The sequence below is a fragment of the Dyadobacter psychrotolerans genome (assembly GCF_004349265.1).
Classification (GTDB): Bacteria; Bacteroidota; Bacteroidia; order Cytophagales; family Spirosomataceae; genus Dyadobacter; species Dyadobacter psychrotolerans.
The window spans coordinates 549,716-567,106 of the sequence record NZ_SMFL01000003.1 but is presented as its reverse complement, the minus strand read 5'-3'; the positions used below and the strand labels follow the sequence as shown (position 1 = coordinate 567,106).

The window sequence follows — 17,391 nt, the reverse complement described above, 5'->3', positions numbered from 1 at the left end:
TGTTTGAATGTTATAGTTGAAGAGAAAAAGTTATAGGAATCTCTGACTTCTGAAATTTATAACTCCTGCATAAAAAAAGTCCCTCCTGCATAAAACAAGAGGGACTTTTCTATAACTTCTTAACTTCTATAACTCCATTTAACTTCTCAAAAAGAACTACTGAATATTCAATTCAAAAGGCATTCTGGTTTGCATGCCACCCATGTTCATTAGTTTTTTGTACATCTTCACATAGGTTGCCATTTCGCCAAGGTTTTTGGTCATAACCTTTTCTTCTTCATCACCCATCATTTTTGTAAGAATTTCTTCAAACGGTTTTTTCTTCTCAGGGTAGTAACGCAGACGGTAATCACCTTCTTTCAACTTGGCAGCGGCTGCTGCAAGTTTAACAGCTTCATTCACGCCTCCAAGTGCGTCAACCAATCCGTTTGCCTTCGCTTCAACACCAGACCAAACACGTCCCTGAGCAAGGCTTTTTAGTTTTTCAACAGGCATTTTTCTTCCGGCAGCTGCTTTGGAAGTAAATTTCTCATAACCTTCATTCACACCTTTTTGGATCATCGATTTTTCGAACTCAGTCATGTCCCTGGTAGCAGTTGGCCAGTCAGCGTGCGGGCTTGTACCTACGCCGTCGAAGGTTACGCCTAATTTATTGTTCATAAAATCTTTAACATTAAAGATCAGCCCGAAGATTCCGATTGAACCTGTAATTGTATTCGGTTGTGCAACGATTTTGTCGCAGCCCATAGCCATGTAATATCCCCCCGAAGCCGCTACATCGGACATGGAAGCAATAACCGGTTTTTTCTTGGACGTAATCTGAATCTCTCTCCACATCACATCTGATGCCAGCGCACTTCCGCCGGGAGAGTTGATACGTAAAACGATCGCTTTGATTTTGTCGTTATCGCGAAGTTTTTTCAATTCTTTAATAAACTTATCAGAACCAATTGCTCCGTCGCCACCGTCTCCGCTATTAATTTCTCCTTCCGCTACAAGTATACCGATGCGGTTGTTGAAATCTCCATCCGTGTTCGGACCGGTGCTTTTCAGATATTTATCCACACCAATGTAGGAAATATCTTTTTTCGCTTCTGTTTTTAAAGTGCTCTTGATACTGTTTTCAAATTCATCCCAGTAACCCAAATTGGTAACCAGTTTGTATTTTAATGCTGATTCCGGGTTTTCTACTTTCAATGAATCCGCAAGTCCCTTTAACTGTGCAGGAGGGATGTTTCTGGAAGCAGATACTTTTTGAAGGTAATGATCATTGATAGCCGTGATCAGCTCAGAAGATTGTTTTTTACTGGCCTCACTCATGTCTTCACGTATGAAAGTCTCAATAGCACTTTTAAACTCGCCTACACGGAATATTTCGGGTTTTACCCCCAGTTTGTCAAATGTTCCTTTAAAGAAGCTATATTCCGCGGAAAGGCCGTTCCATTCCATTCCGCCTGCCGGATTTAAATAAATTTTATCTGCAACCGAGGCGATGTAATATCCTTTTTCAGTAAAAGATTCTCCGTAGGCAACAACGAATTTTTTAGACTTTTTAAATTCCAAAAGCTGGTTTCTGATTTCTTCCAGCGTCGCCCAACCCGTTTCCGGACCTTCGGTTTTAAGATAAATACCTTTTATTTTGTCATCGGACTGTGCGTTTTTCAAAGCATCTGTGATGTCTTTAAGACCAACTGTGTTTTCATTTCCCGCAAAAGGACCTCCTAAGCCGGAGAACGGATTTTCTGTACCCACTTCCTGAATGGGTTTGTTAAGATCCAGTTTCAGGACGGATTTGTCTGCTACGACTACAACATCTTCGGAAGAAAATGCTGCTCCGATTCCCGCGAAAATGAAAATCGTGATGATGAAGAAAAAGAAGAGGCCAACGAGTGTGGCCAGAACATATTTAAAAAATTGTAACATAAGTTGTGTAAATCTTAGCTGGTTCTGTGATTACCTGTCAACAAAATTAAGTATTTATTGTCCCAATTAGGTCTATAAATATTGTCAAAAGGTATTTTCAGAGTATTAAGTGGTCATATATCTTTTCAAGTATATTTGTGTTTTGATTTTTATCCCTAACCCATCCTGATTTTTAGTTTCAGGAAATAATTTAAGATGAAAAAGACGCTCATTCTGGTTCGCCATGCAACCGCCGAAGACCATAGTTTCCGGGTAAAAGATTTTGACAGAGAACTTGTAAGTAAAGGACTTTCGGAATCTGCGATTATGGGCAGGTGGCTGGTTGAAAAAAATATAAAACCCGATCATTTTGTCACCAGCCCGGCTTCCCGTGCTTATAAAACTGCCGAAATCGTTGCGGACCAGTTTCATCTGGATATTTCTGAAATTGAACTTGTAAGTGATATTTATGACGGAGGCCCCAAAGCTTATCTGAGCGCTGTTAATAGAACGGCGGAAAACACGGAGAAACTGATCCTGTTCGGTCACAATCCAGATATTTCTTATTTCGGAGAATACCTTTCTGGTAAAAATATCGGATCTATGAAAAAGGCGGGTATGGTTATTCTTGAATTTGAAGATTTGAAATGGGAAGAAATTTCTGCCAAAACCGCTACGTTTATCTCCTACATCACGCCAAAAGAAGTTAAAGAGGCCAGTTAAACAAATGGACAAGCCCAATAAAAACCGTTACATTTTCATCGTTGTATTCATCCTGTTTGTAGCACTTTTCGCCTACATTTCCTATGACATGTCGAGCCGGACGACAGCTCCATGGAATAGACCAAAGCAATTGAATCGTGCGCTGCCCGGTGCTTTGCCGGATTCGGATTCTCTAAAACTGGATTCTTTGCTGGAAGAAGCTAAATAGTTTTCAGCCTCTTGGGTGAAATTCTGTGATGACCTGCCTCAGGTAATCGCGGTCGAGGTGGGTGTAAATTTCTGTGGTAGTAATCGACTCATGGCCAAGCATTTCCTGGACGGCTCTGAGACTTGCGCCGCCTTCGATCAGGTGTGTTGCAAAAGAATGCCGGAAGGTATGCGGACTTACATTTTTGTGGATGCCGGCCTTTTCTGTGCAATCTTTTATGATCAGAAAAATCATCACACGGGAGAGCTGTTTGCCGCGCCGGTTCAAAAAAACAATGTCCTCGCTTTCCTTCTGAACAGTCATTTCTTTTCTGACATGTTCAAGGTATAATTCGGTATACTTAATTGCTTCCCGGCCAATTGGTACCAGTCGGACCTTGTCTCCTTTTCCCAGAACTCTTAAAAAACCGATATCAAAATGACAGTTGGTAAGCTGTAGATTTATCAGTTCGGAAACCCGCAGACCGGAGCTGTACAAAACTTCAATGATCGCCCTGTTTCTGGTTCCCTCCGGCGTTGAGTGATCGATTGCGGCAATAATCTGTTCAATATCTTCGTAAGACAAAACATCAGGAAGTTTTCTGGGTAAACGTGGCGCGCCGATTAGCTCGGTTGGATCTTCCTGAATTTCATTTTCGAGAATCAGATATTTGTAAAAAGCTTTTATTCCCGAAAGCATGCGTGCCTGAGAATGTGCGGCAAGTCCAAGTTCAGCAATGTATTTTAAAAAGCCCAGCAAATGATCTTCCTTAATATCTTTGGGGGTTACACTAAAACCGGCCAGTTCCAGATATTCTGCCAGTTTTTCAACATCCCGCACGTAAGCTTGAACGGAATTGTCGGAAAAGGACCTTTCCAGCCGGAGATAATTTTTAAAATGTTTGATGTAGCTTTGCCACATGGATCAATTAGGAATGATTCAGTGAGTGAATGACCGAATGCAATATTAGAGACTAAAAGTCAAAGAATGACATCAAAAAAGCGTGTAGATTTACAAAATGCAGCTTATGGCTCATAGCCAATTGCTAATCGCTAACAAACATGAAAAAAATATTAATACTGAACGGTCCGAATTTGAATCTTTTGGGAAAACGGGAGCCCGGGGTTTATGGAAACCAGTCGTTTGAAGATTATTTTGAAGAACTTAAAAACCTGTTTCCGGATACAGAGCTCCATTATTTCCAATCAAACCATGAAGGTGCGATGATTGATAAAATTCATGAAACCGGTTTTTCTTTTGATGGGATTATCATTAACGCCGGTGGTTACTCGCATACATCCATTGCACTGGCCGACGCATTGTCTGCGGTAACCACACCGGCCGTGGAAGTTCACATTTCAAATATCCATGCACGGGAAGTATATCGTCATCACAGTTATCTTACCGATCGCTGCAAGGGAATGATCTGTGGATTGGGAATGAAGGGTTATGAAATGGCAATCCGGTATTTTATCTGAAAACACCGGATCACCATTAATTGACTATCTAAAGACTGCGTTTGAGAATAAAATTTTCCCGTCATAAAGCATTCCGCGGAATAACGGATCGTCCATCATGTATACCACTGAACCGCGGCCAATTGGCTGAACGCCCATAATCAGTGTGTTTTTTAATTTTCCGGTCATTTTCTGACCAACAAAACCTGCCATATAAGCCTTTTCGGTAAGGTAGCCAACATTCCATCCTTCTTTGAGGTATTCCGTGTCATAGGCATCTCTTACGAGCATATAGTATTCTGGTTTAAGTCCGAAGGAGATTGGATGCGTTCTGTCGAACGTCACATTGTACATACTTCCCGGTGAAGAATCGCTGGTTTCGACGCGTTCCTGGTCACCATATTTTTTGAAAACATCACCTTCTTTACCTTTGTCAGTGTTCTTTTTGGTGAGTCCAAAGCCAGATTTTCCGGCAAAGGATTCCGTTGACTTTTCCATTGCTATGATTTTTCCTCCGTTACGCACCCAAGCCTGAAGCTGATCCAGAACTTTGTCGGAAAGAATACCGGAATATCTTCCGTCTGGCAGAATCAGAACATCAATTTCTGCCCAGGGCAAACTGGCTAGTCTGGATGGATCCACCACCGTCATCGGGTAGTTGATCTGCTGTTCGAAATAATGCCAGACCGAACCAAATGAGGTAGCCGATACGCCTGGTCCGCCAACTGTCACGATTTTTGGAGATTTAAGCACAGGAACAAACTCAGAACCAAAATCCTGGCCGGTGGTTACAAAACCCGTTTTTACCGGAATCAGCTGCACGTGATGTTTGGTCGCCAGCGCAGTGACGACTGTATCAAAGTCTTTTTCGTTATTTCCCTTTTTTGTGATCACAAGCGTACCAGCGTCGAAATTCATCTTTTCCATTTCAAAAGGAACATTTGAACTTCTTACCAGCATATTTCTTTTCAAAAGTTCAGAAAGAAAGACCACATCTTCCACATCCGACCAGCGGGCCAGATAAGCGTAGGGCGTTGCATCAGGAATTTTGTTTTCAATTGCTGTCGGTTGATAAGCAACAGAAGTCAGTTTTTCTTTAAGCCCATAAGCCTTCAAACCAAACAAATAAGAAACTCCCCAGCTTGTAAGGTCATAAGTAACAGAATCTTCCAGAACGGGTTTGGTTTCAAACAATACTTTAATCAGGTTTGATTTTGGCTGATAAGCGCTGATCAATAAATCATTGCTTTCAATCTTAACCGATTGATCCGAAAGCGTGGTGAGTTCGGTTCCTTTCGTCGCCAAACTTTTGCCCGCCTGCCCGTACTGAAATCCCTGATTGGAAAGCCATTCCGTGAATGCCCGCACGCGTTCTTCGTTGCCTTTTGTTTTAACGACATAAGTTTTAAAAGTTCCGGCCGGATTTGTCGCCGCATCTTCGTGAAACCTGATAAATTCCTTGATAATACGTTCCTGACGCGATGCAACAGATTCCAAAGTAGCCAAACTGGTCGCGTAGTGGTGGTCAATACGGCTTACGAGCGTGAGCGTATCTTTTTCTCTTTTACGGTCAATCGCGAGGCCTGACTGTCCGCCGCCTGCCTGTTCGTAGGTAATCCCGATGGCGCCGTTAAATGTTGGCCATGTGTCACCGTAACTTGGGTAAAACAAATCGTAGTTGTAACGTGTGAAATATGCCCAGTTGTTTTTGTCAAAATACCGGCGGCAATTTTCGCCAACCAGCTCATTGAACTCGCGCTGCCAGGCTGTGATGTCCTTGTGAAAAGGTTTGGCCGCAGGAGGGAAATAATAACTGCGGTTGGCGCCCATTTCATGGAAATCTGCATGAAGATGCGGCATCCACTGGTTATAAAGTGCAATTCTCGCCTTTGTTTCTTTTTGGGTTTGCCAAGCCCAGTCGCGGTTCAGATCGAAAAGATAATGGTTGAACCTGCCGCCCGGCCATGGTTCGTCGTGTTCGAGCGCATAGGTTGTCACGTCCGGCGTTGCGTTCTGGTAGCGGTTGTACCATTGCGTATAGCGGTCGTAGCCATCCGGATTTTCGCATGGATCGATGATCACCACTGTATTTTTCAGGATTCCCTGTGTAAGTGCGTTGTCTTTGTTTAGCAACTCATAGGCAACCTTCATGCTGCTGTTTGCAGAAACTGCCTCGTTCCCGTGTACGTTGTAGCTCAGCCACACGATAGGAGGGACAGTGCCGTCGGGTTTTCCTTCCAGCATCTTAATGCTCTTAAGGTGATTGGTACGGATGGATTCGAGGCGGCTGATGTTTTCAGCAGAAGAGATAAAAGCGGTGATCAGCGGACGGCCTTCGTTGGTGGTGCCGTACTGTATGATTTTAACGCGGTCAGGATTTTGTTTTTCCAGCGCGCGGATATAGCCGACAATCTGATGGTGATAAGTAAATTTGGTGCCAAGCGGGTAACCCAGAAACTGGTCTGGAGATTGACTTTGTGCGTGGGCAAATTGGAATAAAAACAGAAAAAGCAGACAGGAAAGATATTTGGTCATAGAGAGCCGGAGTGAAATTGAAAATAGTATATCCAAAATTAGAAATATCACCGAATTTAGCATCATGACAATAAGTGAAAAATAATTTTTGTTTTTAATATTCTGGAAGTGAGTTTATTGTAAAATATATTTATTTTATTTTCTATTGATATTTGGATATTAAAAATCAGTCCTGCATATTTGCACCACGTTAACGGAAACGGGAACGAAAAAGTGAAAGAAAGTGCTAAAAAAGCAGCGAAGTAGGAGACCAGTCGGCCCATTCGTCTAGCGGTTAGGACACGACCCTTTCACGGTTGAAACAGGGGTTCGATTCCCCTATGGGTCACCAAGTTGCTAGTATGCATCGTTCAACACTTTTTAAATCGCTCTGATTCAGAGCGATTTTTTTTTGCCCTTGCTTTCTGTTTTTGCCGGGAATTTTGGGATCAAGTCAGATTCTTGGGGGGTAGAAATAGGTTGAAACAGGTCTCATATCGCGCTTGTCTGGGCGCAGCTGGTGCCCCGATGGCAATTCCATTGCGGGTCACTAAACCGTGTTAGTTAGTGTTAACTAACTTTGATGAAATAAATGCCAATGAGCTCGCCCTTAGCGGGCTTTTTTGTTGTTCAGGGGTTTAGATTTGTTTCGTAACGAAACAATTTTTACCTTACTGTTACAACACACTTCATCATGAACACTTTTGATATCAGGATGCGCATTGCCGCATTACGGCAGTATTTGAGAGACAACCAAACGAACATGTCTCAAAAAGAAATTGATGATGTACTGGACGTGATGTCCAAGTTAATACAGGTGTTGAATGATTTGGAAAATAAAAAGAACTGATTAACCCGTTCAGCTATGGAAACCAAAACAAAACAAATTGAACTGGAAGAATTACTAAATGAATCCAGAGCATTATTGACAGAAGCAGGAGCTTATCTTTCCAAAGACGGTGAAAAATACAAACTAAACGACTGGATCACCATCAAGGAATACTGCAAACGTTTTGATATAAAAAGCACACAGGTAGTCACCAACTGGATCAAACGGGGGATTATTCCTAAGGAAAATATTATTCTCATTGAGGAATATAATAACATCCGGCTTATTAAGGCTGTGGCTTATCAATGAGTAGGGGATTTGAGACGATTGGTAAGCGTAGTGTGGTTTTGTGCTTCCGAATGGACTCAGACCATATGCTAAATCAATAAGTAATTGAATGCTTCTATTTTACATACGATTAAATAAGATTTTGTCGGAGAAATTATTATCATATCCATGCAGTCAAAAAGAAGATTCCTTTTTACGATAAGAAACTTTATAATTTTATTGATTCTGATGGGATTTTTTCAAAAAAGTCAAGTATCTGCTCAAATTGCTAGTCAAATATGGCAAGACCACAACGTTAACGACATTTGAGATGTAACTGTAAAATCACAGGCAAATATTGCTCAACCGAGTTCTGTGTCTTCACAAAACTTTTTTGTGCTTAGGCAATCTAGTTTGACCCATTCAACCCAAAACCCTACAACTCCACAGCCAACAATTCCTTCCCCAGCTTGTGCAGCGCAGTTTCAATTTTTTTGGCTTGTAAGGCTCTTGGTTTTTTTAGGCCGGATGCATAGTGCTGCATTTGTTTTTGATTGATGCCGGTAATACGTTCCAATGCTGAATTTGTAAAAACCCCTTTGTAGTAGTTAAGAAGGCTTACGGTATCAAATTTCCAAACCAATTCAAATTCTCCCTTCAAAACACTTGGAACATGTTCTTCGTTATTGTGCTTTTTCAGAAGTTGAATGGCATCCACAACGGATTGTTTTGCGTCATTAACCGTTTCTCCGGCTCCATATATGCCTTCAACGTTTTCTGCGTAAGCAGCATACAGATCTGCGCCTTTTTCGATAATGATTTTTATCTTTTTCATCGTTGCCAGTTTGTTGATTTTTGTTGAGTGTCACTTTAACTTCATTTTCTTTTGCAGGCCCGTCGGAACTTCTTTGGCCCCATGGAAAGGCACTGGATAACGTCTGCTTTGTTTTTCGTAGATGTAGTGGCTGCCTTCCGTACGGATATGCAACCAACCGTTTTTTCTCACCAGCCGGTGGAATTCTGATGACTTCATATAGCATGTGTGTTTCTGATTTCATGAAGTATTAAAGGTAGCAAATTTACTACTATTTTGAGCTTTTCCCAAACCTCAACCTCAAAATTTCAAACCACCCCAATCCCCAACCAATCTTTCCGTATTTTTGCCCTTATAACTTTAAAAACCTATGATGCGGAAACAATTACTGGCACTTCTGTTTTTATTACCTTTTTTTACCAATGCGCAAAACGCTCCGGCGGTGGATACCAGCTGGGTGCGGAATAATTATACCAAAACGGAACATGCGGTTGCGATGCGTGATGGTGTGAAACTGTATACGGTCATTTATACGCCCAAAGACGGGCAGGCTTATCCTGTGCTGATGCAGCGCACGCCTTATTCCGCCGGCCCGTATGGGGAGAATAATTACCGTCGCCGGCTTGGACCAAATACTTCCCTGATGCGGGATAAATACATTTTTGTTTATCAGGATGCCCGTGGGCGCTACAAAAGCGAAGGCAATTTCCGGGAAATGACTCCGGCTATCGCCAACAAAAAATCTGCAAAAGATGTCGATGAATCCAGCGATACTTATGACACGATCGAGTGGCTTTTAAAAAACACCAAAACCAATGGTAACGTTGGGATTTACGGTATTTCTTTTCCGGGTTACTATTCTTCGGCCGCTTTACCCGACGCGCATCCGGCTCTAAAAGCGGTTTCGCCTCAGGCTCCGATGTCGGACGAGTTTATCGGTGACGACTGCTACCACAACGGTGCATTTTTCCTGATGGATAATTTTGGCTTTTACAGCGGTTTCGACGGTCCGAAAAGTGCTAATGGTGAAAATTATGAACGTTTCTTCCGGGCTGGTTCAGCTGATGCGTACCAGTATTTCCTGGATTTTGGTCCGCTTAAAAAAGCCAACGCAAGTCCGTTTTTCTCTGATCCAAACAGTGTATGGAGACAGGTGGTTGCGCATCCGGTTTATGATGAATTCTGGCAGTCGAGGAATATTAAACAGCATTTGAAAAATGTAAAACCAGCCGTGCTTGTCGTGGGCGGATGGTTTGATGCGGAAGATTTGTATGGTGCTTTAAAAACCTATTCAGCGATTGAAAAGCAGTCGCCCGGAAACAACGCGAGGCTTGTAATGGGTCCGTGGACGCACGGAGGCTGGGCGTCTCCTTCCTGGAAGTCGTTTGCGAACTATCAGTTTGGTGCAGATGTGAATAAATATTACCAGGATGAGATTGAAACCAAATTTTTTGATTTTTACCTGAAAGACAAAGGAAGCTTTAATCAGGCGGAAGTGACGGTTTTTGAAACAGGTTCAAACCAATGGAAAAATTACGATATCTGGCCTCCGAAAAACAGCATTCCTACGGCCTACTATTTTGGTGACAAAGGAAAACTGTCTGCCACAAAACCGGATGCAGTTAAAAGTGTCAGCGAATATGTAAGCGATCCTGCCAAGCCTGTGCCTTACACGAACGTCATTTTGGGTCGCAGAAACAATGAATACATGGCCGAAGATCAGCGTTTTGCAGCGCAGCGCCCGGATGTACTGGTTTTTCAAACAGATTCTTTAACATCAGACGTAACGCTGACGGGTGAAATCGCGGCGAACCTTTTTGTTTCCATGTCGGGTACAGATGCGGATTTTATTGTGAAGGTGATCGACGTCTGGCCGGCGGGAGCCGTATTGCCGGCTGCAGAACAGGGACAGCGTCCGGTGCAAATGGGCGGTTACCAGCAAATGGTACGTGCAGAAGTTTTCCGGGGCAAGTTCCGTAACAGTTTCAGTAAGCCTGAGCCGTTTACCAAAGACAAAATTGAAAAGGTTTCTTTCAAGTTAAATGAAGTGGCGCATACTTTCAAAAAAGGACATAAAATGATGATTCAGGTACAAAGCAGCTGGTTTCCGCTGGTGGACCGTAACCCTCAGAAATTTATCAATATTTTTGAAGCAAACGAACAGGATTTTCAAAAGTCGAAAATTGTGATTCACCATGATGCGAAGAACAGCAGTAACGTTGTGTTGCCGGTACTAAAATAAGGTGTTCTGAAAGTTACACAGAGGAGCACTGATTTTCAAAGAGTTATCCTAGTTTTTTGATAAAAAATCTGTTCATGCTAGTCAAATCTACCTGTCGGATGATTAAGGTGTCCGCTATTTTTCTGATTGTAATTCTGGCAGGGCAAGTTCTGGCGCAGGAGAAAAAACCGAAGTTCAGAGTATTGGCGCTTTCTGAGAGTGGCGGGCATCATGTAGCGTATTCAAAAGCGGCTAAAATATGGCTCAATCAGTTGGCCAGAACGGAGCAGTTTAGCATTGACTACATTGAGAATACCGATCAGATTGATGATGGATTTCTGACAAATTATCAGGTTTTTATTCAGCTCGATTTTGTGCCTTATGCCTGGAAGCCGGGAGCGGTCAATGCTTTTGAAAAATATATAAAAGAAGGGAAAGGCGGCTGGATCGGATTTCATCATGCTACGCTGTTGGGCGACTTTGACGGTTATAAAATCTGGCCTTGGTTTTCCGAATTTATGGGTGGCATTCGTTACAAAAATTATATTGCAACATTTGCTTCGGCGACGGTAAAAATTGAAGACAGGAAACACCCGATTATGAAGGGTGTTCCTGTCTCATTTTTTGTTAAAAAGGAAGAATGGTATACGTATGATAAAAGTCCGCGTCCTAATGTGCACGTCATCGCCAGCGTAGACGAATCAACCTATTCTCCTGATTCAGAGAACAAAATGGGCGATCATCCTGTGATCTGGTCTAATAAACATTACAAGGCCAGAAACGTATACATTTTCATGGGACACGATCCTGTACTTTTTGAAAGTGAAGAGTATAAGACCATTTTCAAAAATGCGATCCACTGGGCGGCAAAGAACTGAGATTTATTTTAGCCCTTTTCGTTTTTTATATTCCTGAAAACGCTGATTATATTCTTTTAACTCCTCTTCTTTAAAACTCTTTTGATAGCGTTCCGGAAGTTCGAGCCTTTCCTGCATTTTGAGTGAATTGGAAAGTTCTACAAGCGTATTCTGCCCTTTTTTATCTTTCAGCAAATCGAAGGAATCGTACAAATCGCCGTTTACGGTGTAAGCTTTAAAGGCCAGTTTGTTATCGTCAACCGTAACCACCTGATAAAGCTGTGTGTTGGAAGCGGCACGATCCATCCAGTTTTGCAAACCGATGTCATACATTTTAGGCCCGCTAACTGAAACTACATAAATTGGTCCGTCCGGTTTCTTACGACTTTGTCCCAATGGCATGTTAATTCCGCGTCCATAAGTATGGTCATGACCCTGTAAAACAATATCCACATTGTGTTTCTTGTACAGCGGCTCCATTTTTATCCTCCATTCATCATTATCACGGCCATTTTTAGTTGAATAAATCGGGTGGTGATGAATGACAACCGTCCAGCGGTTTGGCTTGTCGCTGACCACTTTTTCAAACCAGGCAGCCTGTTTATCCAGAATCGAAGAATCGAGCAGAGCAGCCTGTGAATTCAAGGCAATAAACCGCACGCCCTGATAATCGATGTAGTAGGCAGATTCTGCCAGCCCATCCGGACCATTTTCAGGTAATGCAAACTGTGGGCGCCAGTGCATGGATAAATAACCTTTGTCGTTTTTGTCGTAATAATATTCATGATTGCCTGGCGTGGAAAGGCTTGGAATCATCCCATTCACCCAGCCGCCAGCCTCAAACCATTCGCCCCATTCGTAATCACTGTTTGATCGGTTGATCAGATCGCCAGCGTGGATCATCAGATTTGCTTTTGGCAAAGTAGAATAAGCACCTCTGATCGTTCTGGACCATAAGGAACGCAAATCATTTTGCGCATCCCCGAAATAGAGAAACGAAACCGGTTCATGTTTGTCTGACGCCGTAGTAAAATGAAACCATTCGCTCCATTGCGTACCATTTCCAACGCGGTACATGTATTGGGTTGCAGGTTTCAGATCGGTAAAATTAGCTTCGTGGTATAACACCGTCTTGCCATCCAGTACGGTTGGCTGACTTAGAGCTTTTGTAACTTTTGCTTTTGACTGAAAATCGGGAGACGGATCTGCTTCGTGAATGGCTGCTATTGCCTCCGTTACCGTGGAATCAGTCCGCCAGTTAACTGCTTGTGAGACAGACGGATTTCCTTTAAACCCAAGAATGACCCGGTCAGGGAATTTAGAGGCGGGGTAGGTTTTGTTTCCCTGGGCAAAAGTACCGGTTGTTATAAATAATGGATTTAGGAATAGTAATGCCAGTATATGCCTTGACCTGAGATACTTAAATTTCATAAAAGAAAGATGGTAGATAATTTGTAAGAATACCGGTTTTCTACCGGAAAAGACTATTTAAGTTCATGAAGTTATTATTAAATATGCTTCGCAATCAACCGTTGAGGGAAACGCTTTACGGCAAATGTGTTCGGTTTTTTTAAATTCAAAACCCTTATCTTTGCAGCATCAAAAACAAGGTATCTGTTGAAAAAGAAAACACTCTTCATTACCCCGCCGTTTACCCAGCTTAATACGCCATATCCTGCCACTGCTTATCTCAAAGGATTTTTAAATACTTTGGGCCGGGAATCGTACCAGGCTGATTTGGGTATTGATGTAATTCTGGCGCTGTTTTCTTCAAAAGGTCTCAATCGCTTATTTGCACAGCTGGATGAGTCCGATGCGGAGCTTACAGAGAATAGTTTCCGCATTTATTCTCTAAGAGACGATTACGTCGCTACGATTGATCCCGTTATCCGTTTCCTGAAAAACCACAATCCTACGCTTGCACACAGTATCTGCGACAGAAGTTATCTTCCCGAAGCAGGCCGGTTTCAGCAATTGGAAGACATGGACTGGGCTTTTGGTACAATGGGAATACATGACAAAGCGCGCCACCTGGCGACTTTGTATCTCGAAGATCTTGGTGATTTGATACAGGAAGCGGTGGATCCTCACTTTGGATTCAGCCGGTATGCTGAACGTCTTGGCAGATCTGCCACGCATTTTGATGAAATGGAGCAGGCTTTGGAAATGCCGGACACACTTTTGTCTCAAATACTGACAACTATTCTCGAGGAGAAAATTCAGAAATATCGTCCGGATATGGTTTGTATTACCGTTCCTTTTCCGGGGAATTTATACGGTGGTTTCAAATGCGGGCAATATCTGAAAAAGCATTATCCTGATATTAAAGTGGTTATGGGCGGTGGCTTTGCCAACACCGAACTACGTTCATTAAAAGAGCCCCGTGTTTTTAATTATATTGATTTTGTTTGTCTGGATGACGGCGAGGCTCCGCTGTTATCTCTTTTGGAATATGTTGACGGAGAAAGAGAGATTTCAAAACTGAAAAGAGTTTATTCATTGATGGATGGCGTTGTGGTTTATCACAATGGAGCAAAAGAGAAGGATGTTCCGCAGCGTGATACGGGCACGCCGGATTACAGCGATCTGCCTCTGCATGATTACTTGTCGGTTATTGAGATCGTAAATCCCATGCATAGGCTTTGGAGTGACGGCCGCTGGAATAAGCTTACGCTGGCACATGGCTGTTACTGGGGTAAATGCTCGTTTTGTGACATCTCGCTGGATTACATCCGCAGATACGAACCTATGACTGCCGCATTACTGTGCGACCGAATAGAAGAGATTATTAATCAAACGGGACAAAACGGTTTTCATTTTGTAGATGAAGCTGCTCCGCCTGCTTTGCTGCGCGATCTTGCTTTGGAAATCATCCGCAGAAAATTGACAGTTGTCTGGTGGACCAATATCCGTTTTGAAAAGAATTTTACACATGATCTTTGTTTGCTTTTAAAGGCTTCGGGCTGTATTGCTATCTCAGGAGGTCTGGAAGTTGCGTCTGACCGTTTGCTTGAACGGATGAAAAAAGGTGTAACCGTTGCACAGGTTGCGCGTGTGGCGGATGCTTTTACGCGGGCCGGCATCATGGTGCATGCCTATCTGATGTACGGTTTTCCGACACAAACAGCTCAGGAAACGATCGATGCCCTGGAAATGGTTCGCCAACTTTTTGAGCAGGGGATTGTCCAGTCGGGATTTTGGCACAGGTTTGCCATGACAGCACATAGTCCTGTTGGGTTACACCCGGAGGAATTTGACGTCATGCGTATTGGTCCTGGTTTGGGGAAATTTGCCAATAATGACCTCGAACATCAGGATCCGTTGGGGGCAGATCATGATCTTTACGCAGAAGGATTGAGGAAATCGCTTTTTAATTACATGCATGGTGTTTGCCTGGATTTTCCTTTGTCACGCTGGTTTGATTTTAAGGTGCCATCAACATCGGTTTCTCCCAATTATATTGCAAAAAGTATCCGGGAATTACCGGACATCGCGGCAAGATCGAACGCGATGATTGTCTGGATGGGAAGTCTTCCGGAACTGGGTGTATTTGAGGAAAAAAGAGGCAAGAAAGTCTATGAAATAGCTGAACTAGTTTTCTTTAATAAAAAGAAAGAATGGGTGGTAGAAGCCGAAGTGGCGGTAGCTGAATGGCTGGTGGAAATAATGCCAAAATTGCTTACCAACAATGCAGAACCCTATGCCTTTGAACAGTTTCGTAATGAGTTTGAAACCGCCGGGCAAGGCAGTTTTGAGTCGTTTACCACATCAAAAACCTGGCAGGATTTACGGAAGGGTGGGTTGTTGGTTGTGTAATTTTACCACCTTAGACACCGGAGAGCACCTTAGTTTTTTAGAGGATGAATTTTAATTCCCGGTTGTTAGAATTTTAAGACTTGGAATTTCTCCAGATCGTCATCAAAAGTTGTAAAGGTTGCAGGATAACCAATTCCTACATAGCCAATTTGTTTATCCAGATTGATAGCTTTTGCAGGACGGATTGTTGCCATTTCAATGGCTTCCTGCAAAGGGATTCCTACAATTTGAACAGCATTTCTTACTGCATCTCCCAAGGAAATCGTTGCTCCTGCGAGGTTACCGTCAGAATTGGTATACCGGCCGTTTTTAAGATTAGCATCAAATTCTCCCCATTTAAACTCCGTAACTTTTTCACCTAAGAACAATGCGTCGGAAATCAGGAATAATTTGTCTTTTTTAATCTTATAAGCCACTCTCGCTGCTGCAAAATCGCAGTGAACGCCGTCAATGATAATCGGTGCATAAACCGAATTGTTATCAAAAGTTGCGCCTACCAGTCCTGGTTCGCGATGGGCGAATGCCGACATGGCGTTGTAAAGATGCGTAACCAGATGAATTCCCTGAGTAAAAGCCTTTGAAGCTTCGGTATAAGTTGCGTTGGAATGGCCGGCGGAAACGGTGATCCCCGATTCCAGAAGCATCTTAAGCTGATCTTCTGTGAACATTTCCGGCGCTATGGTAATCAGTTTAATCACATCTTTACCAAACTTTATAATTTCCTCCAGGTCAGCATTGGAAGGCTTTCTGACATAGGCAACCAGGTGAGCGCCCCGTTTAATGGGATTAAGAAAAGGCCCTTCCAGGTGCATACCCAATACACCGGAACCAGGATATTTTTCCTGATAGCTGCGGACAGCTTCAATACCTTTAAGAATATTATCCTGTGGAGAAGTGATCAGTGTGGGAAGCACATAACCGGTTCCTGTGGCAACGCTGGCCTGATAAATATCGTCAATTGTTTCCTCGTCGGCTCTTTGGGTAAAGTAGTATTTTTCGCCGCCGTTAATGTGGCTGTCGAACAAACCGGCACAGAGATTTTGAACAATTTGAATTTCAGGAAGTGGAACCGAATGCCTGATGTTGGTTAACTTTCCATTTTCGATGGTAAGTAACTGATCTTTCAGGATCTCATTTCCTGTATATACTTTATGGGCAAATAGCTGTTTCATACTCCGGACGAATTAGCCGGCAATTTAGCAGATATGATAATACGTCCCGTTTTATTTAACGATAATATCAAATTTTGTTAGAAGACCAGCCAGGTCAGAAGATAAAAATTTGGCTTTCCTTATGTTATTTGAGGTTGGATCAATGGTGAAATTCTTACTTGTCGTAAAATCAACACCTCCAATATTGGTTCCTGCAAAAACAGAATCACTAAAATCACAGTTATGGAATCTGCATTTAGACAAGTCTGCCTGAGTGAAGTCGGCACCCTGTATGCGGCAGTTTGAGAATAGGCTTTTGTTTAATTTCTTGTTTTCAAAAATTGCATAATCCAGGATACAGCTGTCAAATTTTACCATCAGACCAAAATCTTTGGCCGCCGATATGTTTGCACCGGTCAACTTGCAATTATAAAATTCAACGTTGTCCAGCTTGCAATGCGTAAATGAAACGTTGCTCAGATTGCAGTCCGTGAAAATACAATCGCTGAAATTAACGCCCGGCAAATTTGAAAAAGTACAGTTTATAAATTCAAATTGTTCAAATTCCTGAGTTGGCAGATCTTCTACGGTAAAATCGATATTCCTTACCGACTCTGTTATTTTTTTACTGAGCATATAAACTTACTTTCCCG

The 17,391-nt window shown here is 42.6% G+C and carries 16 protein-coding genes and 1 tRNA gene; 9 read left to right on the top strand and 8 right to left on the bottom strand.

Annotated features, from left to right (window positions below):
• Positions 1 to 156 precede the first annotated feature (156 nt).
• On the bottom strand, positions 157 to 1,923 hold the full coding sequence (sppA, locus tag E0F88_RS10110) for a signal peptide peptidase SppA (RefSeq protein ID WP_131958113.1): 1,767 nt from the start codon (positions 1,921 to 1,923) through the stop codon (positions 157 to 159).
• Positions 1,924 to 2,118: 195 nt separating this feature from the next.
• Here sppA and E0F88_RS10105 point away from each other — a divergent pair, with 195 nt between their 5' ends.
• Together E0F88_RS10105 and E0F88_RS10100 are read left to right on the top strand one after the other, a co-directional pair.
• Entirely contained in the window at positions 2,119 to 2,625 is a 507-nt protein-coding gene (locus E0F88_RS10105) for a SixA phosphatase family protein (protein ID WP_131958112.1), read from the top strand.
• Positions 2,626 to 2,629: 4 nt separating this feature from the next.
• A complete protein-coding gene (locus E0F88_RS10100) occupies positions 2,630 to 2,833 on the top strand; it encodes a hypothetical protein (protein WP_131958111.1) in 204 nt (67 codons plus the stop codon).
• A 3-nt stretch (positions 2,834 to 2,836) separates the two neighbouring features.
• On the opposite strand, the gene xerD is transcribed toward E0F88_RS10100, so the two are convergent.
• Positions 2,837 to 3,733, bottom strand: coding sequence for a site-specific tyrosine recombinase XerD (gene xerD, locus E0F88_RS10095; RefSeq protein ID WP_131958110.1), 897 nt, complete (start codon positions 3,731 to 3,733; stop codon positions 2,837 to 2,839).
• Between the two features lie 140 nt (positions 3,734 to 3,873).
• On the opposite strand from xerD, the gene aroQ reads away from it, so the two are divergent.
• Positions 3,874 to 4,290, top strand: coding sequence for a type II 3-dehydroquinate dehydratase (gene aroQ / locus E0F88_RS10090; RefSeq protein ID WP_131958109.1), 417 nt, complete (start codon positions 3,874 to 3,876; stop codon positions 4,288 to 4,290).
• 24 nt (positions 4,291 to 4,314) lie between these two features.
• Here aroQ and E0F88_RS10085 read toward each other — a convergent pair whose 3' ends face one another.
• Positions 4,315 to 6,804 carry a M14 family metallopeptidase gene (locus tag E0F88_RS10085; protein WP_131958108.1) on the bottom strand — a complete coding sequence of 830 codons (2,490 nt, stop codon included), beginning with the start codon at positions 6,802 to 6,804 and terminating at the stop codon, positions 4,315 to 4,317.
• Positions 6,805 to 7,060: 256 nt separating this feature from the next.
• Here E0F88_RS10085 and E0F88_RS10080 point away from each other — a divergent pair.
• From E0F88_RS10080 to E0F88_RS10075, 3 genes are all read left to right on the top strand, one after another.
• Positions 7,061 to 7,135, top strand: a tRNA-Glu gene (locus E0F88_RS10080).
• Positions 7,136 to 7,477: 342 nt separating this feature from the next.
• Positions 7,478 to 7,633 carry a hypothetical protein gene (locus E0F88_RS33655; RefSeq protein WP_165940028.1) on the top strand — a complete coding sequence of 52 codons (156 nt, stop codon included), beginning with the start codon at positions 7,478 to 7,480 and terminating at the stop codon, positions 7,631 to 7,633.
• 15 nt (positions 7,634 to 7,648) lie between these two features.
• Positions 7,649 to 7,921: a hypothetical protein gene (locus E0F88_RS10075; RefSeq protein ID WP_131958107.1), complete on the top strand. Its 273-nt coding sequence runs from the start codon at positions 7,649 to 7,651 to the stop codon at positions 7,919 to 7,921.
• A gap of 394 nt (positions 7,922 to 8,315) precedes the next feature.
• On the opposite strand, the gene E0F88_RS10070 is transcribed toward E0F88_RS10075, so the two are convergent.
• Together E0F88_RS10070 and E0F88_RS34740 are read right to left on the bottom strand one after the other, a co-directional pair.
• Positions 8,316 to 8,714, bottom strand: coding sequence for a type II toxin-antitoxin system HicB family antitoxin (locus tag E0F88_RS10070; RefSeq protein WP_131958106.1), 399 nt, complete (start codon positions 8,712 to 8,714; stop codon positions 8,316 to 8,318).
• A 30-nt stretch (positions 8,715 to 8,744) separates the two neighbouring features.
• On the bottom strand, positions 8,745 to 8,912 hold the full coding sequence (locus E0F88_RS34740; protein WP_131958105.1) for a type II toxin-antitoxin system HicA family toxin: 168 nt from the start codon (positions 8,910 to 8,912) through the stop codon (positions 8,745 to 8,747).
• Positions 8,913 to 9,063: 151 nt separating this feature from the next.
• Between E0F88_RS34740 and E0F88_RS10060 the strand changes: the two genes are divergently transcribed.
• Together E0F88_RS10060 and E0F88_RS10055 are read left to right on the top strand one after the other, a co-directional pair.
• Positions 9,064 to 10,935 carry a CocE/NonD family hydrolase gene (locus E0F88_RS10060; RefSeq protein ID WP_310589723.1) on the top strand — a complete coding sequence of 624 codons (1,872 nt, stop codon included), beginning with the start codon at positions 9,064 to 9,066 and terminating at the stop codon, positions 10,933 to 10,935.
• 98 nt (positions 10,936 to 11,033) lie between these two features.
• Positions 11,034 to 11,792 carry a ThuA domain-containing protein gene (locus tag E0F88_RS10055; protein WP_131958104.1) on the top strand — a complete coding sequence of 253 codons (759 nt, stop codon included), beginning with the start codon at positions 11,034 to 11,036 and terminating at the stop codon, positions 11,790 to 11,792.
• A gap of 3 nt (positions 11,793 to 11,795) precedes the next feature.
• Here E0F88_RS10055 and E0F88_RS10050 read toward each other — a convergent pair whose 3' ends face one another.
• Positions 11,796 to 13,202 (bottom strand): purple acid phosphatase family protein, encoded by a 1,407-nt coding sequence (locus tag E0F88_RS10050; RefSeq protein WP_131958103.1) that lies wholly within the window; start codon positions 13,200 to 13,202, stop codon positions 11,796 to 11,798.
• A 186-nt stretch (positions 13,203 to 13,388) separates the two neighbouring features.
• Here E0F88_RS10050 and E0F88_RS10045 point away from each other — a divergent pair, with 186 nt between their 5' ends.
• The gene (locus E0F88_RS10045; protein WP_131958102.1) at positions 13,389 to 15,587 is read left to right on the top strand and encodes a B12-binding domain-containing radical SAM protein; all 2,199 of its coding nucleotides are present in this window, start codon (positions 13,389 to 13,391) and stop codon (positions 15,585 to 15,587) included.
• A 65-nt stretch (positions 15,588 to 15,652) separates the two neighbouring features.
• Here E0F88_RS10045 and nagA read toward each other — a convergent pair whose 3' ends face one another.
• Together nagA and E0F88_RS10035 are read right to left on the bottom strand one after the other, a co-directional pair.
• Positions 15,653 to 16,759, bottom strand: coding sequence for an N-acetylglucosamine-6-phosphate deacetylase (gene nagA, locus E0F88_RS10040; RefSeq protein WP_131958101.1), 1,107 nt, complete (start codon positions 16,757 to 16,759; stop codon positions 15,653 to 15,655).
• Between the two features lie 51 nt (positions 16,760 to 16,810).
• Entirely contained in the window at positions 16,811 to 17,374 is a 564-nt protein-coding gene (locus E0F88_RS10035) for a pentapeptide repeat-containing protein (protein ID WP_131958100.1), read from the bottom strand.
• Positions 17,375 to 17,391: the final 17 nt, after the last annotated feature.